General features: G+C 73.4%; 20 protein-coding genes. 11 read left to right on the top strand and 9 right to left on the bottom strand.

From position 1 onward, the window contains the following. Positions 1–119: 119 nt before the first annotated feature. From MUY14_RS20770 to MUY14_RS20760, 3 genes are all read right to left on the bottom strand, one after another. Entirely contained in the window at positions 120–2,792 is a 2,673-nt protein-coding gene (locus MUY14_RS20770; protein WP_247024787.1) for a LuxR C-terminal-related transcriptional regulator, read from the bottom strand. 4 nt (positions 2,793–2,796) lie between these two features. Next, on the bottom strand, positions 2,797–5,739 hold the full coding sequence (locus MUY14_RS20765; protein ID WP_247024785.1) for a LuxR family transcriptional regulator: 2,943 nt from the start codon (positions 5,737–5,739) through the stop codon (positions 2,797–2,799). A 159-nt stretch (positions 5,740–5,898) separates the two neighbouring features. Further along, positions 5,899–8,721: an AAA family ATPase gene (locus MUY14_RS20760; protein ID WP_247024783.1), complete on the bottom strand. Its 2,823-nt coding sequence runs from the start codon at positions 8,719–8,721 to the stop codon at positions 5,899–5,901. 315 nt (positions 8,722–9,036) lie between these two features. Here MUY14_RS20760 and MUY14_RS20755 point away from each other — a divergent pair, with 315 nt between their 5' ends. Continuing rightward, on the top strand, positions 9,037–9,477 hold the full coding sequence (locus MUY14_RS20755) for a PTS sugar transporter subunit IIA (protein WP_247024781.1): 441 nt from the start codon (positions 9,037–9,039) through the stop codon (positions 9,475–9,477). A 7-nt stretch (positions 9,478–9,484) separates the two neighbouring features. On the opposite strand, the gene fbaA is transcribed toward MUY14_RS20755, so the two are convergent. Beyond that, positions 9,485–10,516, bottom strand: coding sequence for a class II fructose-bisphosphate aldolase (gene fbaA, locus MUY14_RS20750; RefSeq protein WP_247024780.1), 1,032 nt, complete (start codon positions 10,514–10,516; stop codon positions 9,485–9,487). Between the two features lie 204 nt (positions 10,517–10,720). Here fbaA and eno point away from each other — a divergent pair, with 204 nt between their 5' ends. Continuing rightward, positions 10,721–12,004 carry a phosphopyruvate hydratase gene (gene eno / locus MUY14_RS20745; protein WP_247024778.1) on the top strand — a complete coding sequence of 428 codons (1,284 nt, stop codon included), beginning with the start codon at positions 10,721–10,723 and terminating at the stop codon, positions 12,002–12,004. A gap of 33 nt (positions 12,005–12,037) precedes the next feature. Here eno and MUY14_RS20740 read toward each other — a convergent pair whose 3' ends face one another. Further along, the gene (locus MUY14_RS20740; protein WP_247024776.1) at positions 12,038–12,646 is read right to left on the bottom strand and encodes a MerR family transcriptional regulator; all 609 of its coding nucleotides are present in this window, start codon (positions 12,644–12,646) and stop codon (positions 12,038–12,040) included. A 190-nt stretch (positions 12,647–12,836) separates the two neighbouring features. Between MUY14_RS20740 and MUY14_RS20735 the strand changes: the two genes are divergently transcribed. The 5 genes from MUY14_RS20735 (at position 12,837) to MUY14_RS20715 (ending at position 17,604) form a co-directional block, all read left to right on the top strand. Next, positions 12,837–13,568, top strand: coding sequence for an alpha/beta hydrolase (locus tag MUY14_RS20735; protein ID WP_247024774.1), 732 nt, complete (start codon positions 12,837–12,839; stop codon positions 13,566–13,568). Beyond that, positions 13,565–14,107, top strand: a complete 543-nt coding sequence (locus tag MUY14_RS20730) for a TetR/AcrR family transcriptional regulator (RefSeq protein ID WP_247024773.1) — start codon at positions 13,565–13,567, stop codon at positions 14,105–14,107. The genes MUY14_RS20735 and MUY14_RS20730 overlap by 4 nt, the downstream gene beginning before the upstream one ends. Before the next feature lie 85 nt (positions 14,108–14,192). After that, positions 14,193–15,329: an LLM class flavin-dependent oxidoreductase gene (locus MUY14_RS20725; RefSeq protein ID WP_247024771.1), complete on the top strand. Its 1,137-nt coding sequence runs from the start codon at positions 14,193–14,195 to the stop codon at positions 15,327–15,329. Further along, entirely contained in the window at positions 15,326–16,609 is a 1,284-nt protein-coding gene (locus tag MUY14_RS20720; RefSeq protein ID WP_247024769.1) for an NtaA/DmoA family FMN-dependent monooxygenase, read from the top strand. The genes MUY14_RS20725 and MUY14_RS20720 overlap by 4 nt, the downstream gene beginning before the upstream one ends. Positions 16,610–16,686: 77 nt before the next feature. Further along, positions 16,687–17,604 carry an ABC transporter substrate-binding protein gene (locus tag MUY14_RS20715; protein ID WP_396126861.1) on the top strand — a complete coding sequence of 306 codons (918 nt, stop codon included), beginning with the start codon at positions 16,687–16,689 and terminating at the stop codon, positions 17,602–17,604. 406 nt (positions 17,605–18,010) lie between these two features. Here the strand turns inward: MUY14_RS20715 and MUY14_RS20710 are convergent, their stop codons facing one another. Then, positions 18,011–18,829, bottom strand: coding sequence for an alpha/beta fold hydrolase (locus MUY14_RS20710; protein ID WP_247024767.1), 819 nt, complete (start codon positions 18,827–18,829; stop codon positions 18,011–18,013). Between the two features lie 100 nt (positions 18,830–18,929). Between MUY14_RS20710 and MUY14_RS20705 the strand changes: the two genes are divergently transcribed. After that, positions 18,930–19,310 carry a helix-turn-helix domain-containing protein gene (locus tag MUY14_RS20705; protein WP_247024765.1) on the top strand — a complete coding sequence of 127 codons (381 nt, stop codon included), beginning with the start codon at positions 18,930–18,932 and terminating at the stop codon, positions 19,308–19,310. A 16-nt stretch (positions 19,311–19,326) separates the two neighbouring features. Further along, complete coding sequence (locus tag MUY14_RS20700) at positions 19,327–22,344, top strand: P-loop NTPase fold protein (RefSeq protein ID WP_247024763.1); 3,018 nt, start codon at positions 19,327–19,329, stop codon at positions 22,342–22,344. Here the strand turns inward: MUY14_RS20700 and MUY14_RS20695 are convergent. After that, positions 22,341–22,937 (bottom strand): TetR/AcrR family transcriptional regulator, encoded by a 597-nt coding sequence (locus MUY14_RS20695; RefSeq protein WP_247024761.1) that lies wholly within the window; start codon positions 22,935–22,937, stop codon positions 22,341–22,343. The genes MUY14_RS20700 and MUY14_RS20695 overlap by 4 nt on opposite strands. A 57-nt stretch (positions 22,938–22,994) precedes the next feature. On the opposite strand from MUY14_RS20695, the gene MUY14_RS20690 reads away from it, so the two are divergent. Beyond that, entirely contained in the window at positions 22,995–24,464 is a 1,470-nt protein-coding gene (locus MUY14_RS20690) for an FAD-dependent oxidoreductase (RefSeq protein WP_247024759.1), read from the top strand. Here the strand turns inward: MUY14_RS20690 and MUY14_RS20685 are convergent. Beyond that, the gene (locus tag MUY14_RS20685; protein ID WP_247024757.1) at positions 24,461–25,123 is read right to left on the bottom strand and encodes a lytic polysaccharide monooxygenase; all 663 of its coding nucleotides are present in this window, start codon (positions 25,121–25,123) and stop codon (positions 24,461–24,463) included. The two genes, MUY14_RS20690 and MUY14_RS20685, sit on opposite strands and share 4 nt — an antisense overlap. Positions 25,124–25,281: 158 nt before the next feature. On the opposite strand from MUY14_RS20685, the gene MUY14_RS20680 reads away from it, so the two are divergent. Further along, positions 25,282–25,737, top strand: a complete 456-nt coding sequence (locus MUY14_RS20680) for a MarR family winged helix-turn-helix transcriptional regulator (protein ID WP_247024755.1) — start codon at positions 25,282–25,284, stop codon at positions 25,735–25,737. On the opposite strand, the gene MUY14_RS20675 is transcribed toward MUY14_RS20680, so the two are convergent. Continuing rightward, complete coding sequence (locus MUY14_RS20675) at positions 25,709–26,863, bottom strand: alpha/beta fold hydrolase (RefSeq protein WP_247024753.1); 1,155 nt, start codon at positions 26,861–26,863, stop codon at positions 25,709–25,711. The genes MUY14_RS20680 and MUY14_RS20675 overlap by 29 nt on opposite strands. Positions 26,864–26,999 lie beyond the last annotated feature (136 nt).

Below are 26,999 nucleotides of genomic sequence, written 5' to 3'. Positions count from 1 at the left end.
CTCGGCGACCTGGCGCCGGACCTGGCCCCGACGCGTACCACCAGTGCCGGGAGGACCACGACCGTCCGTGATCCAAGGAGCTCGTGAGTGAGAAACAGGGTTCTAACCCTGTTTCTCACTCACGACCCGGCGCCGAGCACCGAGGCGAGCTGGGCGCGGCCGTCGATCTTCAGCTTGCGGTACAGGCTCGTCAGGTGCTTCTCGACGGCCCGGCGGCTGATGCTCAGCTCGCCCGCGATCTCGGTGTTCGTCCGCCCGCCGGCCGCCAGGCGCGCGACGGTCGCCTCGCCCGCGGTCAGCTCCACCGTGGGCCGGGGCTGCTCCGCGTGGCCGAACGTGCCGTCCTCGCGTGCTTCGAGCCGGCCCGCGCCGCAGCTTTCGGCCAGCTCCCGCGCGCGGGACAGCAACCGCCGTGCCGCCTCCGGTTCCGTCTCGCGCAGGCAGGTGCCGAGGTCGGCGCAGGCCTTCGCCGCTTCGAGTTCGTCCGGTGCGCCGTCCAGCAGTTCGACCGCTTCCCGCAGCAGCTCGATCGCGTGCCGTCGGCCGGCGAGTGCGGCGAGCACCCGCAGCGACCGCCCGACGATCGCGGGCGCGCCCCACGCGACGGAGTGGCGGTGGTGCTCCTCGGCGAGCTGCCGCGCCTGCTCGGTCCGGCCGAGCCGCCGGGCCAGCAGCGCCGCCGACCCGCGCCAGGCATAGATCGCCGGGTTGCGCCAGCCCGCCCGGTCCAGCAGGCGGCCGCGGTCGAGGAACTGCGCGAGCGCCGCGTCCGGGTTCTCGCGGGCGGCCAGCATCCCCTGCAGGCCGCGGCGGACCGCGAACACGGCGAGGTCGTCGCTGTCGGGGAGGTCTTCGAGCACCTGCCGGGCCAGGTCGCGGCGGCGTGCCGAGTCCGCGACCAGCGCCACCGTCGTGGCCGGCAGCGCCAAGACGTCGTAGCCACCGGGCTCGGCCGCGCGGAACGCTCGCTCCGCCGGGTCCGCGGCCTCGGCGAACCGGCCGCGGGACAGCAGCGCCAGCGCCTGGTGGACGTCGACGAGCACGCGCGTCGCGGTCGTGGCCCGCGGCCCGCCCGCCGACGCCAGCCACGGCGCGACGGCGTCCGGCCGGCCCGCGGCGATCAGCACGAGCGGGACGATCCGCAGCGCGGTGCCGGCCCGGACGGTCCGGGCCGGCTCGTGGTCCAGCAGGACACCGGCGTGGCGGGCGGCTTCGGCGGCGGTGACGCGCCCGCCGAGCGTGGCGGCCAGCAGCAGCACCGCGCGCAGCTCCCGGTCGCCGGGGCCGGGCGGCCGGTCGGGCAGCTGCCGCAGCCGCCGCGCCGCCGCGGCCGCCCGGCCCGGCTCTTCGAGCGCGGCGAACCACTCCCGGGCTTCCAGGCGCGGCACGAGGTCGGGGTCGTCGACGCCGGTCGCCGTCCGGACCAGGTCCGTCACCAGCGGCCCGCGCGCGGCTGCGGTGAGCGGGATCCGGGCGACCGCTTCGGCCCGTTCGCGGCCCGCGGGCAGCAGCGGCGCGGCCTGCACCAGGTACCGCACGGCCGCGCGCGGATCGGGTTCGGCGGCGGCCAGCTCGGTCAGCAGCCGGGCGCGGCCGGGGTCGTCGGGCGGCAGGTCCAGCAAGGCACGCCGCAGGTAGCGCGCGGCCAGGTCCGGGGCGCCGCGGCGCTGGGCCGCGACGGCCGCCGTCCGCAGCGTCGTGACGTCTCCGGGACCGCGCAGGGCGTCGACGCTGAGCAGCTGCGCGGCGACGTGCTCGGGCGGAAACCCTTGTGAGGCAAGCAAAGCGGCCGCGGTCCGGTGCGCGGCCGCGGTGTCCGCCGCGCTCCGCGTCTCTTCGACCACCCGCACCAGCGCGGGCTCGGGCACCAGCCGCCCGTCGACGGCGGTGCCCAGCCACGCGGCACCGAGCAGGGCGCGAGCTTCGGCGCACGCGGCCGCGTCCAGCCCGGCCAGCCGCGCGACGAGCTCGGGTTCCGCGTGCCGCCCGAGCGTGACGACGGCCCGCGCCAGCGCTCCGACCTCCGGTTCCCGCCGCACCAGCAGCCGCAGCCGTTCCCGTTGTACGGAGGCTCCGAGCTGACGCAGCGGCACGCAGTCCACGGCCCGGCCGGTGAGCCGGTGGGCGAACGCGCGGGACAACAGCTCGTCGAGGTCCTTTGGCCGGCCGCCGGTGAGCTCGTGGCAGGCGGTCGCGAACGCGGGGTCGGCGTCCAGCCGGGCGTCGACCACCCGGCGCGTGCCGTTTCGCGACAGCGCGTGGGCTCGCACGCCCGGTCCGGCGATCCGGGCGATCTCCTGCAGCGTCGGCGCACGCGGGCTGTCGGGCAGCACGACCCCGAGCCGCACCCGCGTCCCGCGCAGCCGGCCGGCGAGGAAAGCCAAGGCGCGCACCGAAGGTTCGTCGGCCCAGCGCACGTCGTCGACCAGCACGACGACGGGCTCGCGAGCGGCGAGCGAGACCAGCAGGACGTGCAGCCCGTGGAGCAGCGGCACGGCGCCGCTGCAGTCCGGCCCGGCCGCCGACTGGAGCAGTTTCGCGGCGATCGGTGGCAGGCCGGTCGCGCACGGGTCGCCGACCAGGGGCAGGACGAGCTGCCGCACGACGCCGAAGCGGAGATCCCGCTCGGCGGGCGCCCCACCCGCCCGCAGCACCCGCGCACCCCCGTCGGCGGCGAGGCGGCCGAAGAGCCGGAGCAGCGCCGAGCGTCCAGTGCCGGTTTCCCCGCGCACGGCAACGACTTCACCGGTTTCGCGGAGCGCGGCTTCCTGCGTTTCGCGTTCGAACAGCATCGCGTCAGCTCCCCGGCGTCCGGGTGGGCCAGTGATCCGCGAGCGCGGCCCGGCCCTTGAGGCCGAGCTTGCGGTAGACCTTGGTCAGCCGCAGTTCGACGGTCCGCAGCGCGATCGACAGTTCCCGGGCGATCTCCCGGTTGGCCAGCCCGCGGGCGGCGAGCTCGGCGACGTCCCGTTCGGCGGGCGACAGCGCGTCGGGGCGCCGGGCCGGGAACCGCGGCGCGGGCAGCGGGTCGGCGGGCCGCCGTGGCGCGGGCACGGTCCGCCGGAGCCCGGCGGAGGCCCGCTCGCGCAACGGCTCGAGCGCGGCGGCGGTACCCCAGCGTTCGGCGAGGGCCAGCTCTTCGGCGGCGAGCGCGGCGGCGGCCCCGTGGTCCCCGAGCCGGCGCAGGGCGAGACTGGCGGTCGTCCGCCAGGCGGCGACCATCGGGTTGACCCAGCCACGCGAGCGCAGCACCCGACCGCACTCCAGGGCGGCGTGGAGGGCGGTGCCGGGGTCGTCTTCGGCGAGGGCGAGTTCCGCCTCGGCGTGCCGGAGGAACGCGGTTGCGGCTCCGTGCTCGCTGCCGCGGGGGAGTGGCTCGGCGGCGAGGTGCCGGGCGTGCTCGAGCCGACCGAGCCGGAGTTGCGCGGTGATCTCGACGGCGGACCGGGCGGGCATGGCGAGCGGGTGCCAGCAGCGAACGGGCAGCTCCCGATCGGCGGCGGCGAGGTCCCGGAGGGCCTCCTCAGGCCGGTCATCCCTCAGCACGGCGGCGGCCCGGTGCACCAACGCCCGCGCGGCGGCGGCCCGGGCATCCCGCCGCCGGGCGGCCGCGATGACGACGGTCAGGGCGTCGGTGGCATCGGCGAGGGCTCCGGCGCAGACCAACGCCCGGCAGGCGGCGATCCGCGGCATGAGGGGAGCTTCCTCCCGCACGACGAGCGCCTGCGCGGCAAGGTCGAGCACGGCGCCCCGCTGCTCCCCCCGGACGGCCAGCCGGAAGGCGGTGACCCCGGCGGAGGCGGGATCCTGCGCGCGAGGGAAGGGTGGGAGCGCCCTGGCCGGGGGCGTGCCGATGGCGGGTGGTGCGGATGGTGTCCGCGCTGGGCGGCCGAAGCGGATGCGGTCTTCGCTGGCGTCACGGCTGAGGGCGTGCGGGTCGGGTGCCGGTGCGGTGGTGTGGTTTTGGCCCGCGCTACCGCGGAATGCGTGCGGGTCGGGTGCGGGTGCGGGTGCGGTGGTGTGGTTTTCGCTTGTGTCGCGATCGAGTGCGTGCGGGTCGGGTGCAGGTGCGGTGATGCGGTTTTCGTTCGTGTCGCGATCGAGTGCGTGCGGGTCGGGTGCAGGCGTGGTGGTGTGGTTTTGGCCCGCGCTGCCGCGGAGTGCGTGCGGTTCGGGTACTGGTGTGCTGCCGCGGAATGCTGCTGGGTCGGGTGCAGGTGCGGTGGTGTGGTTTTCGCTCGTGTCGCGATCGAGTGTGGCCGGGTCGGGTGCCGGTGCGGTGGGGGCCGGGTTCTGGCCCGCGTCACCGTCGATGGCGTCCGGGCCGGGTAGCGGGGGTACCGGCATCTCCGGATCGGCCGCGGCTTCCTCGCGGGCGAGCCTCCCCAGCGCCACCAATGCGGGGTCCACAGTGGACGCCCGGCCCGGTTCCGCCACCAGGCGGTGCACCGTTTCCGCGTCCCCGCGGGCCAGGAGGAGGTCGGCGGCCGTCGTGGCGGCCGGGAGGGTGGCCAGTGCCGGTTCCGCCAGGACCTGGACCAGCCGGCGGTCGGCGTGGTCGGGTTCGCGGCGGACCACCGCCGAAGCCAGCCGGACCAGCAGCGCCGCCCGGTCGCTCGCGGAGGCCGGCTCGGCCAGCGCACGCCGCAGGGAATCGGCCGCCGCCACCGGGTTGCCCTGGGCCGACCACTGTTCCGCCGCCTCTTCGAGCACCGCCCGCGCCCACGGCTCGCCGACCGGTGGCGCGGCGCGCAGCAGCTCCGCCGCGACCAGCGCACCCGCCCCGCTCCGGTGCGCCAGTTCCGCACCGCGGCGGTACAGCCCGTCCCGCTCCGGCTCGGCCAGCTCCGCCAGCACATCGGCCGCCAGGTGCGGCTCCGCCGGGCGCCCGTCCGCCACCAGGCCGCTCGCCTCCAGCGCACTCAACGCACCGGGCACGTCCGCCGCCGGCAACTCGGCCAGCCCGACCGCCGCGACGACGTCCAGCCGCTCCGAAACCGACATCGCCCGCACGAGCGCCAGCGCCCCCGGCGGCAGCCCATGCCGGATCCGCGCCGCCCGCACCGACACGACTTCCCGCCCCGCGGCCGCCACCCGAGCCGGGGTCCACTCCGCCGGCGTGGGCCCGTGCGTCGCAGCCAGGTCGTGCAGCACCGCCGGTCGTCCGCGGACGACCGCCAGCACCGCCGCCTCCACCTCCGCCGGCAGCTCACCCAGCAGCTGCCGCACCAACGTCGTCGTCTCCGCCGGCCCCAACGGCCCCACCTCGATCCGCTGCCCCACCGCAACCGGCTCGTACGCGGTCGCGATCAGCAGCACCGGTGCCGTCCGCCCGGCCATCTCCGTGAACCACCGCAGCGACCACTCGTCCGCCCACTGCAGATCATCGACCGCCAGCACCAGCGCCCGCTCGCGCGCCAACCCCACGAACGCGTCGCACAGCAGCCCGGCGGCACGCTCGGGGTCGGCCAAGCACGCACCCACCAGGTCACCGAAATCCGCCGGCGGCACCAAAGCCGACGCGAGCTGGGTCACCGCCCCGAACGGAACCCCGTCCGGCACACAAGAAGCCGACGCACCCGGAGCCGCGCCCAGAACCCGCCGCAGCAACGCCGTCCGCCCGACTCCCGCGGCACCGGAGATCCCCACCGTCGCCCCGAGCCCCCGGCCCAGCCCCGCCACCAGGTCGTCGAGCACGCTCACCGCGCGCTCCCGGCCGACGAGACGCGGTTCGCGCACGGGACGACCTCCTCCGCGGCCGGTCGACGTCGAGCCGGGCCGAGGGCAGCCTAAGCCGCCATAGCGGTCTCGACACCGGGGCGGCCACCGCACGCCGGAGCTCTGCCCGCCCGGCCAGAATTCGCGGGGACGGCCGGGCAACCCGCGACCTTGCGTGACTCAGTGGTCGCGCAACGCTGCCGCCAGTTCGGCGCGGCCGCCGATGCCGAGCTTCCGGTAGACGCTCGTCAGGTGCACCTCCACCGTCCGCTGGGTGATGAACAGCGACTCCGCGATCTCCCGGTTGGTCGCGCCCTCCGCGGCCCGCTGGGCCACCCGCCGCTCGCTGCCGGTCAGTGCGTCGGACGGCGAATCCGTGCCGTGGCGCATCCGGCCGCCCGCCTCGGCCAGCGCCGGCAGCGAAAGGCCGAGCTGCTGCTTGTCGCGGCTGCGCACGGAAAGGTCGATCGACCGGCGCAACCGGTCCCGCGCGCCCTCGGCGTCGCCGCGCGCCAGCAGCCGCCTGCCGAGCAGGTACTCGGCCTTCGCCTGCTCGACCTTCGCGGGCGAAGCCGCCAGGAGCTCCGCCGCGTCGCGCAGCCGCTCGATCGCCGCGTCGCCGTCGGCGAGCACCCCGCGCGACGTCGCGAGCATGCCCAGCGCCCGGTTCGTGCCCCAGCGGCGGACCGCGGGCTCGACGTCGTCGAGCATCGCCTCGCCCTCGGCCCGGCGGCCGAGCCCGGCCAGCAGCTCCGCCGATTCGTACCACCACGGCGCCAGCACCGGGTTGCCGATCCCGTTGCCCGCCATGCTTTCCCCGCACGTCCGCAACACGGCGAGCGCGCCTTCGACGTCGCCCACGGCGGCCCGGGCGCGGGCCTTCGCGACCAGGTACCAGTGGTACTCGAGCGTGAAGTGCTCGAGCCGGGGCCGCTCGATCGCGGCCAGCGCCCGCTCCGCGCCGGCCGGGTCGCCGTGGCGTACGAGCAGCGAGCCCAGCACGGCCTGCGGCATCGCGGTCCCGGGCGCCCAGCGCTCCTGCGTGATGACGTCGAACGCGTACTGCGCGTCCGCCAGCGCGTCGGTGAGGTTGCCGCAGAACTGGTGGACGAGCGCCCGCGTGGTCGCGCCCAGGATGTAGGTCCAGCCCTGGCCGCGGCGCTGCGCGTGGTCGAGCACGCCGCCGAGCGCCGCCAGCGCCGGCTCGGGCCGGTCGGCGAGGTAGAGGGTGAGCACGGCGCCGAGCACGGCCCAGCCGCCCGGGGCGACGTCGCCGATGCGCAGCACCTGCGCGGCCTGGGCGGTGACTTCCGCGGCGGGGCGGCCTTGCAGCGTGCCCAGCGACGAGAGCATGCCCAGCAGTTCGCGTTCCTCGGCGGTGTCGCCCGGCGGCGGGACGACGTCGCGGAACCGGGCGCCGACCTGGGCGACGGTGGCCTTCTCGTCCAATCCGGACAGCAGCAGCGCCGACTGGCCGACCATGCGCAGCGCCCGGTCGGCGGGGGAGGGGTCGGGACCGGCCACGGCGTCCAGCGCGTCGGCCACCTCGGTCGCCAGCGCGTAGGACCGCCGGGAGTTCTGGGCGCCGAGCGACACCATGACGTACTGCATGACGATCGGCACCCGCCGCCGCGGATCGGCCACCAGCCGCAACGCGCGTTCGAGGTGCTTCAGCGACGCCGCCGGGTCGGTCTGCCCGAGCACCCGGGACAGGTGCACGAGCACGGTGACGTCGTCCTCGTGGGCCCGCAGCACCTGCGTCAGGTACCGCGCGGCCGCCGCCGGGGCGCCCCGGCTTTCCGCCGCCGCGGCCGCTTCCCGCAGCACGGCGACCATCCACGGCTGCGGCGGCCCGTCGAGCACCAGCAGGTGGACCGCGACCTCCTCGCTGGAGCGGCCGCTGTCGTTGAGCAGCGTGGCCGCGCGTTCGCGCAGCCGGGCCAGGTCGGCGGGCGACGCGGTGTTCAGCGCGGCCGTGCGGATCAGGTCGTGGGCGTAGTCCAGCCGGTCGGGTTCGAGCAGCTCGCCCTCGCGCAGCGCGCGCACGGCGTGACCGGCGGGCCCGGGCCGGGTGCCGGCGAGCGCGGCGATCGTCTCCAGCTCTTCGCCGCCGAGCACCGCGATCGCGCGCGCGACGGCCAGCGCGTCCGGCGACAGCCGGTCCAGCAGCGGCCGGACCACCGCCTCCCGGCCGAGCTCGTCGAGCACTCCGACGTGCCCGGCGTCCGGGGGCACGCGGTCGCGCAGCGCGCCGACCACGCGGTCGAGCAGGAACGGGTTGCCGCCGGTGATGTCGACGGCGTGGCGGACGAACTCCCGGTCCGGCGGCACCCCGAACCCGGCCGCCAGCACGCGGGCGACCGCGTCCTCGGCCAGCGGCGCGAGGTCGACGGCGAGGCAGTTCACGGCCGTGCCGATCTCGGCGAGCACCGCCGGGCCCGGTTCGCCCGGCCCGGTGCGCTGGGCCATCAGCACCAGCACCGGCAGGTCCTCGGCCCGGCGCAGCAGGAAGCTCAGCCACCGCAAGGAGGTCTCGTCGCACCACTGGACGTCGTCGACCGCGAGGACGACCGGGCCGCGGGCGGCCAGGCCGGCCACCAGCCAGGAGAGGCCGTGCATGACGGAGTAGGTGTCGGCGGAGCCGTCGACGCGGTCGGGCGCGAGCGCGGGCAGCGCGAGCCGGGCGCTGCCGCTGAGCAGGCCGGCCTCGCCGGCGTCCCCGCGCGGCCACAGTGGACCGAACAGCGTCCGGACCGCTTCGTAGGCCCCGCCGCCGGTGTCGGCGCAGGTCACGGTGAGCACGGTGGCGGCGGTCCGGTCCAGTTCGTCGAGCGCGACGGCCAGCAGGCCGGTCTTGCCGATCCCGGCGGGCCCGCGCAGCAGCACCGCCTGCCCTTCGCCGAGGGCGGCGGCGCGAGCGCGGTCGGTGAGCACCCGCAGTTCCCAGTCCCGGCCCGCCAGCTCCGGCCGGGCCGATCCCCGCACCCCACTCCGAACAGCCACGTTTCTCCCGTCCGCGCGCGCAGGCCCGGCCGGGAGCCCGGCGGGCGTTCCCAGCCTGGCCCATCGGCCCGACGCGCGCGGCACCGGGCTCCTGCGCGCCTGGCAGCGGCCGCGCGGACCCGGTTTTCCCCGGACTTCCGCGGAAATGCTTGACAGGAACGTCCGATAACGGATTCGAAGTATTTTCGCGTAATTTTTCGAATGGTGTGACGCGCGACCGGGTTTTCGCCGGATCGCGTTCGCGTGGCGTACGGTGAGCGCGCACGACGACGTGACCCGGCCGTCTTTTCTCCGCATCCCCAGAAAGAACCCTCAGTGACGAACGAAAAAGTGCTGTCCCTGTCCGTGCGCTCGGTGGAACTCGGGGTCCGGGCCGCCACTCGCTGGGAAGCCTTGGCGCACATCGGGAAAACGCTCGAAACCTCCGGCTCCGTCCACACGGGATACCGGGACTCGCTGCACGCGCGGGAACGCCGTGCGTCGACCTACCTCGGGCACGGGATGGCCGTTCCGCACGGTTTGCACGTCCACGACTACCTGCTGGTGAACCCGGGGCTGGCGTTCACCCGGTTCACCACTCCCGTGCCGTGGGACGGCGAACGGGTTTCGCTGTGCATCGCGATCGCCGCGTCGGCCGCCGAGCACGTCGAAATCCTCTGCCGGATCACCGCGCTGCTCGTCCACCCGACGCACCTGGACGTCCTGCGCGCGTCGGAGGATCCGGGGGAAATCACCCGGATCCTCCGGGAAGCGTGAAAATCGGTTACTTCAGCCGGGTGCCGGCCGAGCCGAGCGCTTCACAGGCTTCGACGATCCGCGCCGCCATGCCGGTCTCGGCGGCCTTCAGGTACGAGCGCGGGTCGTAGACCTTCTTGTTGCCGACCTCGCCGTCGATCTTCAGGACGCCGTCGTAGTTCTTGAAGAAGTGGTCCACGATCGGGCGGGTGAACGCGTACTGGGTGTCGGTGTCGACGTTCATCTTCACCACGCCGTAGGACACCGCCTCGCGGATCTCCTCCGGCAGTGAGCCCGAGCCGCCGTGGAAGACCAGCTCGAACGGCTTCGACCCCGCGTCGAGGCCGAGCTTCTTCGCTGCTGCTTCCTGGCCGCCCTTGAGCACGTCGGGGCGGAGCTTGACGTTGCCCGGCTTGTAGACGCCGTGGACGTTGCCGAACGTCGCCGCCAGCAGGTAGCGGCCGCGGTCGCCGGAGCCGAGGGCGTCGATGGTCTTGAGGAAGTCGCCTTCGGCGGTGTAGAGCTTTTCGTTGATCTCGGCTTCGACGCCGTCTTCTTCGCCGCCGACGACGCCGATCTCGACCTCGAGGATGATCTTCGCGGCGGCGGTCTTGGCGAGCAGTTCCGCGGCGATCTCGAGGTTTTCGTCGAGGTCGATGGCGGAGCCGTCCCACATGTGGGACTGGAACAGCGGGTTCTGGCCGTTCTTGACCCGCTCGGCGGAGATGTCGATGAGCGGGCGGACGAAGCCGTCGAGCTTGTCCTTGGGGCAGTGGTCGGTGTGCAGCGCGACGTTGACGTCGTAGCGCGCGGCCACGACCTGCGCGAACTCGGCCAGCGCGGTGGCGCCGACGACCATGTCCTTGACCTTCTGGCCGGAGGCGAATTCGGCGCCGCCGGTGGAGAACTGGATGATGCCGTCGCTCTCCGCCTCGGCGAACCCGCGGATGGCGGCGTTCACGGTCTCGGACGAGGTCACGTTGATGGCGGGGTAGGCGAACTCGTTCGCCTTCGCCCGGTCCAGCATCTCGCGGTAGACGTCGGGGGTGGCGATGGGCATGCGGGCTCCACTTCGGACTCGGATGGGTTCGGCCGGAACGCTAGCGGCGCGATGCTGGGGTTTTCCCCAGTGGCGGCCCGGTAGAACGGTGGTACCGGTCCGGCCGGTGGCAGGTGACGACGTCGTCCCGCCCGTGCCGTGTTCGTCCCGCCGGCCTTCCCCCTGAACCCGAGGTGCGACCCCGTCGTGCCGCTGAGGAGAAAAATGACTGCCATCGTCCAAGTCACCGGCCGGGAGATCCTGGACAGCCGCGGCAACCCGACGGTCGAGGTCGACGTCGAGCTGGCCGACGGGTCGTTCGGGCGCGCGGCGGTGCCGTCGGGTGCGTCGACGGGCACGCGCGAGGCCGTGGAGCTGCGGGACGGTGATCCGAGCCGGTTCCTCGGCAAGGGGGTCCGCAAGGCCGTCGACGCGGTGAACGGCGAGATCGCCGCCGCGGTCGTGGGTCTCGATTCGCGGTCGCAGGTCGAGGTGGACCGGGTGCTGTGCGAGCTGGACGGCACGCCGAACAAGGCGCGGCTGGGCGCGAACGCGATCCTCGGGGTGTCGCTGGCGGTGGCGAAGGCGGCCGCGCAGGCGCACGTGCTGCCGCTGTACCGGCACCTGGGCGGGGAGGGCACCTACCGGCTGCCGACGCCGATGATGAACATCGTCAACGGCGGCGCGCACGCCGACAACGGGATCGACTTCCAGGAGTTCATGATCGCGCCGGTCGGCGCGTCGAGCTTCGCCGAAGCGGTCCGGGTCGGCGCCGAGGTCTTCCACACGCTGCGCGGGATCCTGCGCGACGCGGGGCACAGCACGAACGTCGGCGACGAGGGCGGGTTCGCGCCGCAGCTCGACACCGCCGAGCAGGCGCTGGACTACGTCGTGCGTGCGATCGAGCGGGCCGGGTACGTGCCCGGCGACGACGTGGCGCTGATGCTGGACCTGGCCGCGTCGGAGTTCCACGAGGACGGGATCTACCACTACCGCGGCGAAGGCGTGAAGCGCTCGGCGTCCGAGCACGCCGGCTACCTGCGCGACCTGGTCGCCCGGTACCCGATCGCGTCCATCGAGGACGCCATGGCGGAGGACGACGTCGCCGGCTGGCAGCTGGTGACCCGCGCGCTGGGCGAGGAGATCCAGCTCGTCGGCGACGACGTCTTCTGCACCAACGTGACGCTGCTGTCGGAGGGGATCGAGCAGGGCGTGGCCAACGCGATCCTGGTCAAGGTCAACCAGATCGGCACGCTGACCGAGACGCTCGACGCGGTCGAGGTGGCTTCGCGCGCCGGCTACGGCGTCGTGCTGTCGCACCGCTCGGGGGAGACCGAGGACACGACGATCGCCGACCTTTCGGTTGCCGTGGACTGCGGCCAGATCAAGACGGGGTCGCTGTCGCGGGCCGACCGCACGGCGAAGTACAACCAGCTGCTGCGGATCGAGGAGGACCTGGGCGCGGCGGCGGAGTACGCGGGCCGCGCCCCGCTGAACCGGAAGCGCTGAGCGGGCCGGCGCCGGGGCCCGCGGGTCCCGGCGTCAGGCTTCGGCCGGTGCCGCGCCCAATGCGTCGACGAGCGCGAAGTGCCGCAGCCCGGCGAACAGCCGCTCACCGAGCAGGGTCGCGATGAGCGCGGTCTCGGCCGGGCGCCGCGCCGGCCCGACGTCGTCGATCAGGGCCGCGTCGACGGCGGCGACCTCGCGGGCGAGCGCGAGGTAGTCGGCGAGCCTGCCGGAGACGGCGTCGTGCCCGAGACCGTGGCAGACGGCCAGTACGGTGACCAGGTTCGCCACGGCGGGATCGGTGTCGTCCGCGGGCTCGCCGAGCAGCTCGCCGACCCGCCCGAGCGCCCACGCCCGCGCCGGCGCGGAAACCGGCCTCACGGTGACCCGCCCGTCCTGCGCGACCCCGAGCACGACCCGCGCCGCACGGCCGGCGTCGAGCGCCCCGAGCACGTCGGCCACCTCGGCCAGCGACAGCCCGCCGATCTCGCGCAGCGCGCAGACCAGCCGCAGCCGCTTGACGTGCTCGGGGGAGTACTGCGCCTGGTTCGGCCCGACCCGGCGGCCGGCGGGCAGCAGGCCCTCGCGCAGGTAGTACTTGACGGTCGCGACCGGAACACCCGTCTCCGCGCTGAGTTCAGCCATCCGCATTGCGCCCGGTTCCCCCTTCTCCGCCCGCTCACGCGGGGAGTCCAGTGAACCGCCCGCGGCCGCGCCGGGCCCAGCACCGGGCGCGAAGTCTGGTGGGATGCCCAGATTTCGGTCCCGCTCGACTAAGTGGGACAGTGTCCCGTATGTTAACCGGGACAACGTCCCACTTGAAGGGTGACCGTTCATGACGACGACGTACGTGCTGGTCCACGGCGCTTGGCACACCGGCCAGGCCTGGGCGCGAGTCGTACCCCGGCTGGCCGCGAGCGGCAGCCGGGTCTTCACCCCGACGCTGACGGGCTACGGCGAGACCACCCACCTGCTCGGCCCGGACGTCGGGCTCGGCACGCACACCGCCGACGTCGTGCGGCTGCTGGTCGAGGCCGACCTGCACGACGTCGTCCTGGTCGGGCACAGCTACGCGGGCCTGGTGATCTCCGCGGTCGCCAACCAGGTGCCCGAGCGCATCGCGCGGCTGGTCTACCTCGACGCGATGGTGCCCACCGACGGCGAGAACGCGCTCGACGTCATGCCGGTCACGCGCACCATGCTCGGGAACGGCTGGCGCGTCCCGCCGCTGCCCGAGCTGCCCGCGCCCTTCGGGCTGTTCGGCGTGACCGATCCCGGGGACGTGGCCTGGGTGCGGACCATGCTGTCCGACCAGTCGCTGCGCTGCCTCGAAGAGCCGGTGGCCATGGACAACCCGGCCCTCGCCGCGATCCCGCGCACCCACATCCACTGCACCGTCAAGCCCGCGGGGTTCGACCGGCGCCCGGTGCCCGCCGTGCAGCCGAACGGCGAGCCCGCCGACGTGCGGGAGCTGGCCACCGGCCACGACTGCATGATCACCGAGCCGGCGGGGCTCGCCGCGCTGCTGCTGGACGTCGGGGAGCGGGCCGGTAGCCTGCGGACGTGAAGCGTGCCGACGCGCGGCGCAACGCCGAGAACGTCCTGGAGGCCGCGGCCGCGGTGTTCGTGACCACCGGCGTCGAGGCGCCCATCCGGGAGATCGCCGCACGGGCCGGGGTGGGCACGGCGACCATCTACCGCCACTACCCGACCCGCGCGGACCTGATCCTCGCGGTCTACCGGCTGCAGGTCGAGTCGCTGGCCGAAGCCGGCCCGGCGCTGCTCGCGGCCGGAGGAGGCCCGCACCGGGCGCTGGTGGCGTGGATCGACCGGTTCGTCGACTTCGTGATCACCAAGCAGGGGCTCGCGTCGGTGCTGCAGTCCGACGACCCGTGCTACGACCCGCTGCACGCCTACTTCCTCGAGCGCCTCGGCCCGGTGTGCACGCAGCTGCTGGAGGCGGCCGCGGAAGCCGGCGAGATCGCCCCCGGCCAGGACCCGTACGAGCTGATGCGCGGCGTCGGCAGCCTGTGCGCCGGCGCGGGCGCCGCCTACGACCCGCGTCACCTAGTGCGGCTCCTGGTCAACGGGCTCCGGCGCGCCTGAGCCGTCCGAGGGGTGGAACGCCCGCCGCCGGCCGGAGCGGTTTCTGCACGATGACCGCGTACCCCCGGCGCGAGCGAGGAACGCGATGAGATTCCAGGTCCTGGACATCCTGCCCCACCTGACGAACCCGGTGACCGGCCGCCGGATCCGCACCGACGAGCGCTTCGCGCAGGCGCTCACGTCAGCGCGCTACGCCGAGGAGTTCGGGTTCGACGCCGTCGCGCTCGGCGAGCGCCACGCCGGGCACTTCCTGAGCAGCGGCGTCACCGTGCTGCTGGGTGCGATCGCGGCGACGACGAGCCGCGTCCGGATCCAGACCGGCGTCTCGGTGCTGCCGGTGCACGACCCGCTGCGGGTCGCCGAGGACTACGCCACCGTCGACCAGCTGTCCCGCGGGCGGCTGGAACTGGTGATCGGCAAGGGCAACGAGCTGCGCCAGCTGCCGATGTTCGGCATCGGGAACGGCGACCAGTGGGACGCGCTCGCGGAGAAGTACGCGCTGCTGCGGCGGCTCTGGCGCGAGGAGGACGTCACCTGGACGGGCCGCTTCCGCGGTCCGCTCGACGGGGTCACCAGCCTGCCGCGCCCGTTCGCCGGCGCGCCGCGGGTCTGGCACGGTTCGGCCACGACGTCGACCTCGGCCGAGCTGGCGGCGCGGTGGGGCGACCCGCTCTTCTCGGCCAACGCGATCCAGCCGCGGGACAACTACACCGTGCTGATCGAGCACTACCGGAAGCACTACGCCGAGCACGGCCACGACCCGCGTTTCGCCTACGTCGGGGCGGGGGCGGGGTTCCTGTACCTGGCCGACACCACGCAGGAGGCGCGGGAGGCGTTCGGCCCGACCTACGAGCGGATCGTCGAGTACTTCAACCAGCCCGGGAACCACACACCGGGCAACGCGATGGAGTTCCCGACGATCGACGACGCGATCGCGCGCGGCCCGGTCCTGGTCGGCAGCCCGCGGCAGATCACCGAGAAGATCCTGTGGTGGCACGAGGCCTTCGGGCACGACCTGCAGTCCTTCAGCCTGCCGACGATGATCCCGCACGAGCAGCAGCTCGCGATGCTCGAACGCTTCGCCGCCGAGGTCGTGCCCGTGGTCCGCGCCGCGGCACCGACGACACTGTGGACGGAGCACGATCCCTACGGCGGCCGCCCGGCCGTCCACGGGCGCACCGCCGCCGACGCGGCACGGACCGTCGAAGGAGCCTCGCTGTGAAGTCCCTGCACTTCAACGCTTTCATCTGGCCGAACGGCTACCACGAGTCCGCGTGGCGGGTGGTGGACGACGACGTCCGCGGCGTGCTCGGGCTGCCGTACTACGCCGGCATCGCGCGGACCGCCGAGCGCGGCCTGATGGACTCGATCTTCCTCGCCGACAACATCGCCATCGCCGAATACCGCGCCACCCACCTGCCGCAGACGCAGTTCGACCCGATCGCCGTGCTCTCCGCGCTGGCCGCGGTCACCGAGAAGATCGGCCTGATCGGCACCGGGTCGACGACCTACAACAAGCCGTGGGAGCTCGCGCGGAGGTTCGCGACGCTGGACCACCTCAGCGGCGGGCGCGCGGGCTGGAACATCGTCACCACCATCACTTCGCTGGCGGCGGCGAACTTCGGCGAGAAGGCCCACCCCGACCACGCCGACCGGTACGAGCGCGCGCACGAGTTCGTCGACGTCGTCACCCGGGTGTGGGACAGCTGGGACGGCGACGCGATCGTCGGCGACCGGGAGAACGGCGTCTGGGCGGACCGCGCGAAGCTGCACGCGCCGCGGTTCCACGGCCGGTTCCACGACGTCGAGGGCGTCCTGCCGTTCCCGCGGCCGCCGCAGGGGTGGCCGGTGCTCGTCCAGGCGGGACAGTCGGCCGCCGGGATCGGGCTCGCGGCCCGGTACGCGGAGCTGGTGTTCTCCGGGCCGCCGTCGCTGGAGGCGGCGGTGAAGTTCCGCGCGGAGCTGGACGCCCAGGTCGTCGCGGCGGGCCGGGACCCTGCCGGCGTGCGCGTGCTGCCCGCGCTGATGGTGACGCTGGGCGGCACCGAGGCCGAGGCGAAGGCCCGCGCGGAGCGGCTCGAAGAGCTGGCCAGCCCGGAGTTCCGCTGGCAGAACGCGTTGTACACGGCGGGTCTCGACCCGGACGCGTTCGACCCGGACGCCCCGCTGCCCGCCGAGCTGCGAGCGGAAGGCGGCTCGTCCCGGCTGCAGCAGCTCGCGGCGGCCGCGCGGGAGCGGCCGGAGGCCCCGCTGCGCGAGATCGCGGCCCGGATCACCGGGGGAGCGGGGCAGGTCCACTTCGTCGGCACGCCGGAGCAGCTCGCCGATCACGTGCTCACCTGGCAGGACGCCGGCGCCGTCGACGGGTTCACCATCATGGGATCGACGCTGCCGTACGAGCTGACCGCGTTCGTCGACCACGTCGTGCCGATCCTGCAGGCCAAGGGCCGGTACCGGACCGAATACGAGGGCTCGACGCTGCGTGAGCACCTGGCCGGGTGACTCCCGGCATGTGGTTTCTGTCGGTGGTGCTGGTTAGGGTCGGAGACCGTCCGATCTTGACGACAGGAGTGTGGGACGTGGGCTGGACCCGGAACATCCGAGTGGCCGCGCTGGTGGCGGTGGCCGCTCTGGGCCTGACAGCGTGCGGCGGCGGGGACGACAAACCCGCCGCGGCGGGCAAGGGCGGGGCGCCGATCGTCGTCGCGTCCTTCAACTTCACCGACAGCCAGATCCTGGCCGAGATCTACGCGCAGGCGCTGGAGGCCAAGGGTTACCCGGTGACGAAGAAGCTGAACCTGGGCTCGCGGGAGCTGATCTACCCGTCCCTGAAGTCGGGCGAGCTGCAGTTCATCCCGGAGTACCAGGGTTCCGCGATCGCGGCCGGCTTCGGCAAGGAGCCGGTGAAGGACGCGAAGGGCGAGCACGAGCAGCTGGCGAAGCTGCTCGAGCCCAGCGGCGTCTCGCTGCTGGACTACGCCGCGGCCGAAGACAAGAACACCTACATCGTGAAGGCGGACCTGGCCCGGTCGAAGGGCCTGGCGACCATCGGCGACCTGAAGAAGCTGGACAAGGTCGTCCTGGCCGGAGGTCCGGAGTGCGAGAAGCGCGCGACGTGCTTCAAGGGCTTCACGGACGTGTACAAGCTGACGAACGCGACGTTCCAGACGGTCCAGGAGCTCGGACCGCGCGCCCAGCAGCTCGATTCCGGCGCGGTGACGGTGATCCCGGTCGACTCGGTGAGCCCCCTGGCCGGTGACCCGAAGTACGTGGCGCTGAAGGACGACCTGAACATCGTGCCGACCGAGAACGTGGTCCCGGCGGTGACCAAGAAGGTCTTGGACGAACGAGGAGCCGACTTCGCGACGGCGGTGAACGCGGTGAGCGCGAAGCTGACGACGGAGGGGATGCGGGAGCTGAACAAGCGAGTGGACTCGGAAGGTGAGAAGGCAGCGGACGTGGCGAAGGACTGGCTGGGACAGCAGGGCTTGGGCTGACGCTTCGGGGACCCGGGCGCCCGCCCGGGTCCCCACTCACCAGCAGCTGCTCGGCCGGCGAGCCGTGATCGGCCGGCGGTCGGCCACAGCTCGGCTGCTCGGGGCGTGGATCGTGCACTTCTTCTGCGCGCTCGGCATGGTCGTCGTCTGCCGGTGGCTGCTGGGACCCCTCGCACGCTGGGATCTGCTCGGGAAGCATCGCCCGCGGGGTTGTCCCACGCCGGCGTCGCGGCGGCCGACGCCCAGCTGCGAATCTCGCCGCCGGAGGGCCGTCAGCGCCTGCGGCGCACCGGTTCCGCGGCACTTGTGGAACCGGCAGGGGCCAGTCAGGCGTGGTGCATCCGCGCCGGTTGTTCGAGTCGGCCTCGGGCGTAGCGCTCGTTCGGCGTTGGCCGGTCAGCTCCGGTCAGCCGGCGAGCAGCAACGGCACCAGGGCGTCGGGCCGGTCCAGCGGGATGATGTGGCCGCAGTCCTCGAGCAGGTGCTCCGTGAGGTCGTCGGCCACCGGCCGCAGCTGGCGTGCGAGCGCAGCACCCACCGGGTGCGCGCCGATCGCCGTAGTGGGCACCGTGAGGCGGCCGGCCGCGGCGGCCTCCGCGATCTGCCGCGCGCTCTCCGGCATCGCCCGGTAGTGGCTGAAAGCGCTTCGCAGCGCCTCACGCCCGGTGTAGGCCGCGGTGAAGTGGTCACGGACCGCGGGCGGCACCCCACGCCCGTGCGTCCCCGCGGCGAGGAACCAGTCGACGTACTCGGCCTCGTGCCCGGCGAGCACCGTCTCCCCGAGTCCGGGGACGGCGTGGAACCCGAACCACCACGGCGGCCCGCCGGCCAGGAAGTCCTCGGCGCCGGGCAGCCGCCCGAGCAGCGACTCCATCAGCACGAGCCGCCGCACCCGCTCCGGCCGTCGCATCGCGAGCAGGAACGCGGGTGGCGCACCCGCGTCGATGCCCGCGACCGTCGCCGCGGGTTCGCCCAGCGCGTCGAGGAGCGCCTCGGCGTCGCAGGCGAGGGTTCCGGCGTCGTAGCCGCCGTCGGTGCGGGTGGTCGCGCCGAGGCCGCGCAGGTCCGGCGCGATGACGCGGTGGTGCCGGGCCAGGTGCGGGACGACCTCCGTCCACAACCGCCAGGTGTGCGGGAAGCCGTGCAGCAGCAGGAAAGCCGGTCCCTGCCCGGCGACGGCCACGTTCACCTCGATGCCGTTCGCCCTGACCCGCTGCTCGCGCACGTGACCTCCTCAAAGGGGTTACTATTGGTTACCGGCTGAGCGTAAGTAACCAGCCCGGCCGAGCCAAGAAGGCACTTCCCCGACAGGTGGTGAGCTCCAGGTGACCCCCTCACCCCGAGGCACGCGCGGCGACCTCTTCGACCCCGCCTGCCCGACCCGCAAGCTCCTCGACCGCATCGGCACGAAGTGGACGTCGATGGCGGTCAAGGTCCTGGCCGAAGCGGCCCCGGCCGAGGTGCGGTTCGCGGAGCTGCAACGCCGCATGCCGGGCGTCTCGCAGAAGATGCTCTCGACCACTCTGCAAAGCCTCACCCACGACGGCCTGGTCGCCCGCCGGGTGGAACCGACGGTCCCGCCCAAGGTGCACTACCGCCTCACCGAGCTGGGCCTCTCCCTGGAGGTCCCGCTGGCCGCGTTGCGCACGTGGGCGGAGGAGAACATGCCGGCGATCGACCGGGCGCTGAAACAATCGACCGGCTGAGGGCGACTCACCGGTGGTGAACGACACCCCGCCCACCGTCAGGCGAATCATCGAGGAGGAGGGCCGCACGCCGGGCCCCCGGATCGCCGAGTTCGCTTCGATGGTCTCGGCCGCGCAGCGGTACCGCCGCGAGCAGGGCGCGAGCGACACCACCGGCGTCACCAGGTCCACCGCGCTCCTGGCGCTCATGATGATGGACGAGGACATCAGGCGCGCGTTGCTCAAAAGCGGCGTGGAACCCGATCGGCTCGGCTCGATCCTCTCGCTCGAGAGAGTCACGTTCAGCTCGGCCGGCGAAGAAGGAGCGGTGCACGAGTGGTTCGCCCGCGCCCTCGCCGCCCACCTGCGGTCGCTGCCCCGCGACCAGCAGGTCGTCGACCTGGCCGACATCGCCGTCGCGATCATGCGGTCGGTCCGTGACGACAGAAGCGGCGCCTTGCCGGAACGGCTGAGGCAAATGGGCGCCGACGTCGATGCGGCTTTGACCGGCCTTTCGCGGCTCACCGGGCCGCGCGCCCGCCGTCCGGTACCGTTGTCGCACAGCATGCAGGCGGTGGCCGACAGCCTTCCCGCGACCGGGCTGACCACCGTGGAGATCGTCCGGGCGATCGGACGGCGGCACCCGGAATACGCCGCCGGCCGGCTGGGGTCGGTCGTCAGCCGGAGTCCGCGCCGGCAGCGCGACTGGGCCGAGTGGTACGAGCTGGTCACGCGCTGGTTCGACGCCGACGTCGTCGCGAAGACCCGCCACGAGGTGCTCGACGGGCGGCTGTTCCTGCTCGGCCTCGGTCTCGAAGCCCCCAACCTCTTGGACTCGCTCAAGAGCGAAGGCGCCTGGAGCGCGCTGCTCACGGAGATCGACGAGGCCGTCGCCCCGCCCGGCTCGCCCCTCTGGCCCGTCCTGAACGGCATCCGCTTCGCGCACGGCTACCGCAACGACGGCACCGGCGGCGCCGACCAGCTGGACGTCCAGGGGTACGTCAACGCCGTCTGCGAAGTCATCACCGATCCCGACGTCACCCCGCCCCTCTCCATCGGCCTCTTCGGCAAGTGGGGCACCGGCAAGAGCTTCTTCATGGAGAAGATGCGTGAACGGATCGCCGGACGCGTCCCCGGTGAAGACGGCTTTTCCATCACCCAGATCCGCTTCAACGCCTGGCACTACGCGGACACCAGCCTCTGGGCGAGCCTCGCGATCGAGATCTTCGAGCGCCTGGCCGACCCGGAACCGGTCGACCCCCGCGAGCGGGAGGAGTGGCACCGCAGCCACGGCGACGCGTACCGCGCCGAACGTGAGGCGCTGCTGTCCGAGCTCGAGACCTACCGCGACGCCAAGTCCACATTGGACGCCGAATGCACGCAACTGGAGGGCGAGCGGAAGCAGCTCGAGGACCGGCGGACCGAAGCCACGAAGAAGCGCAAGGCGGAGATCCAGAAGGTCCGGCTCACCGAAGTCGCCAAAGAACTCGCGAAAAACACCGAAGTACAAGGCAAACTGAAGGACATTTCGAAAGAGCTCGGCTTCGAACCCGCCGTCGACGAACTCACCGGGCTCGGCAAGGACCTCCGCACCACCGCCGGCTACCTGCCGGCCCTCTGGCGTGGCATCAAGTACAAATCCCTGTTCGGGACGCTCGCCGCGGGGATCGCCGTGCTGGCCGTGCTCACCATCGCGCTCGCCGGGCGTGGGGGAGTGGAGTGGCTCTACTCCCTGGGCGCTACCGCCGCCTCGATCGTCGTGGTCACCCAGCAGCTCCGGCCGGCCGCGAAGCGGGTCAACACCGCGCTCGGGCACGTCCAGGACGCGATCCGGATCACCAACGAGGCGCGGGAAACCTTGCGGAGCAAGCGAAGCCGTGAGGAGCGCGTCCTGGACCTCGAACTCGCCGACGCCGAACGCGCGATCGCCGAGACCACGCAGGCGATCACCGCGCTCGACGAGAAGATCGCGACCGCCCGGGCTGCCGCCGAGGCGCTCAGCGTCGGGCGGAAGCTGTACGAGTTCCTCAACGATCGCGCCTCCGGGTACCAGAAGCACCAGGGCGTCGTCGGCACGCTGCACCGCGACTTCCGGTTCCTCGACGCCCTGCTGCGCAACCACGGCCGGAGCGTCGAGGCCGGCGTCAAACCCGTCTCCCGGGTCGTGCTCTACATCGACGACCTCGACCGCTGCCCGCCGGCCAAGGTCCTCGAAGTGCTGGAAGCGGTGCACCTGCTGCTCGCGCTGGAGCTGTTCGTGGTCGTCGTCGGCGTGGACCCGCGCTGGCTGAGCAGCAGCCTGTGGCACCAGTACCGCGACCTCGCCGTCGGCGGCGATCCCCGCACCGACGCCTACCTGCGCGGCATGCCGGTCGAGTACCTGGAGAAGATCTTCCAGATCCCCTTCACCCTCCCGGAAATGGAACCCGAGGCCTACGCGCGGCTGATCGGCAGCGTCGCGGACCTCGCCCTGCCGGTCGTGGCCGCGGACCCGCGGGACACGATCGACGCCGGCCGGCCGGTCGTGACCACCGGTGAAGAGCGCACGCCGGCCCGGGCCGAGCTGGACGTCGAGCCCGGGTCCGCGGCCGCCGCCGAGCCGGGGGAGCGGATCGAGCTCACCGGGCCCGAGGTGGAGTTCGCCCAACGGCTGGGCGCGCTGGTCACCAGCCCGCGGGCGGCGAAGCGGCTGATGAACACCTACCGCCTGATCCGCGCCACCAGGCACGTCGGGTCGCGCTCGCGCTTCCTCGGCGGCGACGGGCGGCCGGGCGAGTTCCAGGCCGTGCTCACCCTGCTCGCGGCGGTCGCCGGGCGCCCGACGCTGGCGAACCCGCTGCTCCTCGCCCTCCAGGACGCCGACGGCGACAGCTGGGCCGGCTTCCTCGCGCAGCTGGTGAACGACACCGAGCCCAGCGGGTCGCCGCATGATTTCGCGGAATGGGGGCGCCTGCACCGCGGCCTCGAAGCGGGCCGCCGACCGGGCACGCTCGACGACCTCGCCACCTACCAGCGCTGGGGCCCGGTCGTCGCCCGGTTCGGGTTCACCCTCTAGCGCCGCTCCAGCAACGGCAAGAACAGGTCGTCGACGATCGCCCGGATGCGGGCGGGCGACGGCGTCTTCAGTTCCATCAGCAGGTCGTGGCGCACCAGGTCGAACGGCATCTCGAGCAGCGTGACGGACACGCGCTCCAGGTCGAGCTCGCCGCGGTCGTGGGCGCGCCGGTACAGGGCCCGCTCGCCTGGGCGTGCCGCCTCGCCCAGCACCCGCGTGCGGACCTGCGCCGGGGTCAGGCCGGTGCCGGCCAGCAGGCCCGAGTACGCGGTGGCCGCGGCGATGGCGAAGAACGTGGCGCGGGTTTCGCTCACCGCCGCCAGCTCGGCGAGCAGGTCGCCGCGCAGGGTGCCGGTGTCGGGGATCGCCACCCGGTGGGTGGCCCGGTAGTGCTCGAGCGCGGCCATGACGACCTCGTCCTTGTGGGCCCAGCGGCGGTAGAGCACGGCCTCGCTGGTGCGCGCGCGGACGGCGATCGACTCCATCGTCAGGCGCGCGTACCCGGTCTCGATCAGCTCGTCCCAGGCCGCCGCGAGGAGCTCGGCTTCGAGCTGCTTGCCGTGCCGGCGACGGCGGACGGGTTCGGTGGCCACGCGCTCACGATAGGGCTACGCTGACAAGAAAGGAAAAACTTTCTTGGGGGTAGGAAGATGCCGACCGAAGTGCTGATCGCCGGCGCGGGCCCGACCGGGCTCACGCTGGCCTGCGAACTCGCTCGCGGCGGCGTCCCGTTCCGCCTGGTCGAGGCCGCTCCCGGTCCGCGCCCCGGCTCGCGCGGCAAAGGCGTCCAGCCGCGCACCCTCGAGGTGTTCGACGACCTCGGCGTCGTCGGCCGCGTGCTCGCCCACGGCCGGCTCGCGATGCCGATCCGGTCGACCGCCCCCGATGGCGGGGTGACGACGAGCGGCGCCGAACCGGCGGGGGAGCGGCCCGACATCCCTTACCCGGCGAGCCTGATCACGCCCGAATGGCGGGTCGAGGAAGCACTGCGGCTACGGCTGGCGGAACTCGGCGGAGTCGTCGAGTTCGGCACCGCGCTCGACGGCTTCGAGCAGGCCGGTGACGGCGTGACGGCGGTGCTCGTCAAGGACGGCCGGCCGGAAACGGTCACCGCGCGGTGGCTGGTGGGGTGCGACGGCGGCCACAGCGTCGTCCGCAAGCGGGCCGGGATCCCGTTCGAGGGCGAGACCCGAGACGAGGTGCGGATGATCGTCGCCGACGTCGGTGTCGAAGGCCTCGACCGCGACGCCTGGCACATGTGGCGCCACCCCGAAGGGCTCGTCAACCTCTGCCCGCTGCCTTCGACGGATCTTTTCCAGTACCAGGCGAGCATCGCGCCCGGGCAGGATCCCGGGCTCGGTCTGGCGAACCTGCAGGAGATCCTCGACCGGCGGAGCGGCCGCACCGACCTCCGCCTGGGCGAGCCGGAGTGGGTTTCGTTGTGGCGGGCCAACGTCCGGCTCGCCGCCCGCTACCGCGAAGGACGCGTGTTCCTCGCCGGCGACGCCGCGCACATCCACTCGCCGGCCGGCGGGCAGGGGATGAACACCGGCATCCAGGACGCGCACAACCTCGGCTGGAAGTTCGCGGCGGGCGCCTCGCCGGTGCTGCTCGACAGCTACGAAGCCGAGCGACGACCGGTCGCCGCGGACGTGCTCGCGCTGTCCGACGCGCGTCTCAAGCTGGCGGTCGAGCAGAAGGGCATCCCGATCCGCCGGGACGCCAAGACGATGCAGCTGGGCGTGAACTACCGCGGCTCGGTCCTGGCGCGCGACGACCGCGACGAGACGGCCGCGCTCCGCGCCGGCGACCGGGCCCCGGACGCGACCGGTCTGTCGACAGTGGACGGTGATCGCCGGCTGTTCGACCTGACCCGCGGCGGCCGCTTCACGGTGCTGGACTTCGGGACCGCGGAGCTTCCGCCGGACCTGACGACCTACCGCGTGGTGGCGCGACCGGCCGGTGCCGGCGAACTCGCCGACACCGCCGGTCACCTCGCCGCCGCCTACGGGGCGACCGGCAGCACGCTCGTGCTGATCCGCCCCGACGGCTACGTCGGCCTGATCTCCGACGCGGGGGACGGCGAGGCGGTTTCGGCCTACCTCGCCGCGCTCCGCTAGCCGAAGTTCACGTCACTGCACCACATGTACGTCTGGTCCAGGTGCGAGGCCTGCCAGATCGTGAACACCACGTGCCGGCCACGGTAGGCGCCGGACGTCTGGACGGTGAACGTGATGTCCTTGGCCGGGGCGTACTTCCCGGTCTGGGTGACGAAGTCGAGGTTGCCCCAGCCGAGGCGCTGCGTGGTGGGGTCGAACCCGTTCTTGCTGACGTAGACCCGGAAGTAGTCGGCGCCGTGGCTGGCCTGGTCGTACAGGTGCATGGCGAAGCTGCTGCCGAGGCTGGTCGCCTTCCACGCGCCCGGGGTGTTGAGGGAGTTGTTGCGGGACAGGGCGTTGCTGCAGAGCTGCCCGTCGGGGGTCAGGCCCTGGAAGTTGCCGCCGAGCCCGTCCCGCAGCGCGCTCATCCAGTTCCACATGGTGTCGGCGTTGGCCTGGAAGGCCTGCCAGCACATGGGGTCCTGCTGCTGCATGGCCGGGTTCGTGTGCTGGCTGCCCCAGTCCGTCCAGCACTGGTACGCGCGGGTGGCGGGGCTGACGATGGTGCCGTGCGCCGACGCGGCCGGGACCCCGATGAAGAGTCCGGCGAGCGTGGCGATGATCAGCGCGAGGACGCTCCGCCGTCGGGTGACGGACCTGGAGCTGCTGCACTTGCGCATGGATGGGCCTCCATTCTCGGCGATGAGTGGTGCTGATCCATGTGGGAGCGCTCCCAGTGCGGAGGGGAGCTTAGCGGCGAATCGGGCAAAGTTCAACCAACAAGGTGGCCGTGCTGTTGGTCTGTTCCGCACGAGAGCCGGGTCGTTAAGGTGAAGACGTGGTGACCCGGGCGGAGCGCAACGCGACGGACCCCGATCTGGGCGTCCTGTCCGGCCGGCTCCTGTTCGCCGTCCAGCGCGAGCTCTTCGCCACGCTCGCCGCCCAGGGCTTCGACGACCTGAAGCCCCGGCACGGCGCCGTGCTCGCGTACCTGGACGACGGCGGCGTCCGGGCCACCGAGCTGTCCCGGTCGTCCGGGCAGCACAAGCAGATCATCGGGACGCTCATCGACGAACTGGAAGCCCTCGGTTACGTCGAACGGCGGCCCGACCCGCGCGACCGGCGCGCGAAGCTGATCTGCCCGACCGGGCGCGGGCTCGCCCAGATGCGCGCGGCCGACGCGATCATGGCCGCCATCCAGCAGCGGCACGCCGACCGCGTCGGCCCGCGGGCCTACCAGGAGTTCAAGCGGGTGCTCGCCGACATCACCGAGCACCAGCGCGGCCGGTCCTGACCCCGATCCACTCGACGACGGCCGGCCAGGCCGGGTTTCCCGGCTGCAGCACGTCGAAGTGGCCACCGCCGTCGACCTCGAGGTAGCGGGCCTCGCCGCTCTTCTCCGCGTAGCGGCGGCTCCACTCGGCGGGGACCACTTCGTCCGAGCCGCCGTGCACGGCCAGGACCGGGACGCCCGCGTCGGCCAGTTCGAGCGGCGACGTCCAGCGGTAGCGCTCGGGGTGGTGCCCGCCGAGCAGGAGGGGCACGACGCCGTCGCCGACGGTCTCGGCGAGGGCGGGCCACAGGTCGGGACGCGCCGGCTCGGGCGCGCCCTGCGGCGGCTCGGCACCGGGGTCGGTGAGGACGGCGCCGGTACCGGCCGCGGCGGCCGCTTCGAGGTCGAGCGCGCCGGCCAGCGTCACCACGCCGACCGGCGTGATCTTCGGGCCGGCGCCCGGCGCGTCCGGCGGGAGCACGCCGCGGTGCGCGGCCCACGCGGCCAGGTGCCCGCCCGCCGAGTGCCCGAGCAGCACGACGCGGCCGGTGTCGAGGGCCGGGTCCATGCCGTCGAGGGCGTCGACCGCGGCGGCGACGTCGAGGAACGTGCCGGGCCAGCCGCCGCCGGGCTCGCCGAGCCGCCGGTACTCGACGTTCCACACCGCGTACCCGCGGGCGACCAGGTCGTCGGCGACGCCGGTGGTCTGGCGGCGGTCCCAGAGCGCGGTCCAGAAGCCGCCGTGGAACACGGTCACGACCGGGAAGGGGCCCTCGCCTTCGGGCAGGTACAGCTCGCCGACCTGCGACGGCCCGGGTCCGTAGGCGACGGTGCGCACGCGGCGCGGACCGTCCTCGGCGTCGTCGTAGCGCACCCCGCGCTCGGCGCCGACCAGCCCGCCGATGGTGCCGAAGAAGGCGGCGATCGCGGGCAGGTTCGCGCCCTTGGTCTTCGACTCGTCCCACGCGGTGTCGTCGGTCCACTCCACGAAGTCCAGCCACGTGGTCTCGTCGACGCGGACCAGGCGCGCGGACAGGAACCCGCGGCGGTCGGCCCGGAACGCCGCCACCATGCCCGGGCGCGCGTCCAGCATCGCCTGGGTGTTCTCCGGAGCCACCGTGAAGGTGGTCATTTCGATGACGGACATCGTCGGCTCCTCGCTCGTTCCAGATAGTCAAGATTTATGACTAAATCCGGCCGGCCGGCATTCCGCGGTGGGGCGGTTGCGTTCGTGTGGCACATCACACTCCGGGTGCACTTGACCCACTCGTGGCCGTCTTTCT

The sequence above is a fragment of the Amycolatopsis sp. FBCC-B4732 genome, assembly GCF_023008405.1.
GTDB lineage: Bacteria > Actinomycetota > Actinomycetes > Mycobacteriales > Pseudonocardiaceae > Amycolatopsis > Amycolatopsis pretoriensis_A.
Note: the sequence above shows the minus strand (reverse complement) of the source record. Positions and strands in the feature narration are given on the sequence as shown.

What these genes read in the sequence shown, in the direction of transcription:
- MUY14_RS20770 (WP_247024787.1), bottom strand. Translation starts at nt 2,792, where the DNA reads ATGCTGTTCGAACGCGAAACGCAGGAAGCCGCGCTCCGCGAAACCGGT.
- fbaA (WP_247024780.1), bottom strand. Translation starts at nt 10,516, where the DNA reads ATGCCCATCGCCACCCCCGACGTCTACCGCGAGATGCTGGACCGGGCG.
- eno (WP_247024778.1), top strand. Translation starts at nt 10,721, where the DNA reads ATGACTGCCATCGTCCAAGTCACCGGCCGGGAGATCCTGGACAGCCGC.
- MUY14_RS20740 (WP_247024776.1), bottom strand. Translation starts at nt 12,646, where the DNA reads ATGGCTGAACTCAGCGCGGAGACGGGTGTTCCGGTCGCGACCGTCAAG.
- MUY14_RS20735 (WP_247024774.1), top strand. Translation starts at nt 12,837, where the DNA reads ATGACGACGACGTACGTGCTGGTCCACGGCGCTTGGCACACCGGCCAG.
- MUY14_RS20725 (WP_247024771.1), top strand. Translation starts at nt 14,193, where the DNA reads ATGAGATTCCAGGTCCTGGACATCCTGCCCCACCTGACGAACCCGGTG.
- MUY14_RS20690 (WP_247024759.1), top strand. Translation starts at nt 22,995, where the DNA reads ATGCCGACCGAAGTGCTGATCGCCGGCGCGGGCCCGACCGGGCTCACG.
- MUY14_RS20685 (WP_247024757.1), bottom strand. Translation starts at nt 25,123, where the DNA reads ATGCGCAAGTGCAGCAGCTCCAGGTCCGTCACCCGACGGCGGAGCGTC.
- MUY14_RS20675 (WP_247024753.1), bottom strand. Translation starts at nt 26,863, where the DNA reads ATGTCCGTCATCGAAATGACCACCTTCACGGTGGCTCCGGAGAACACC.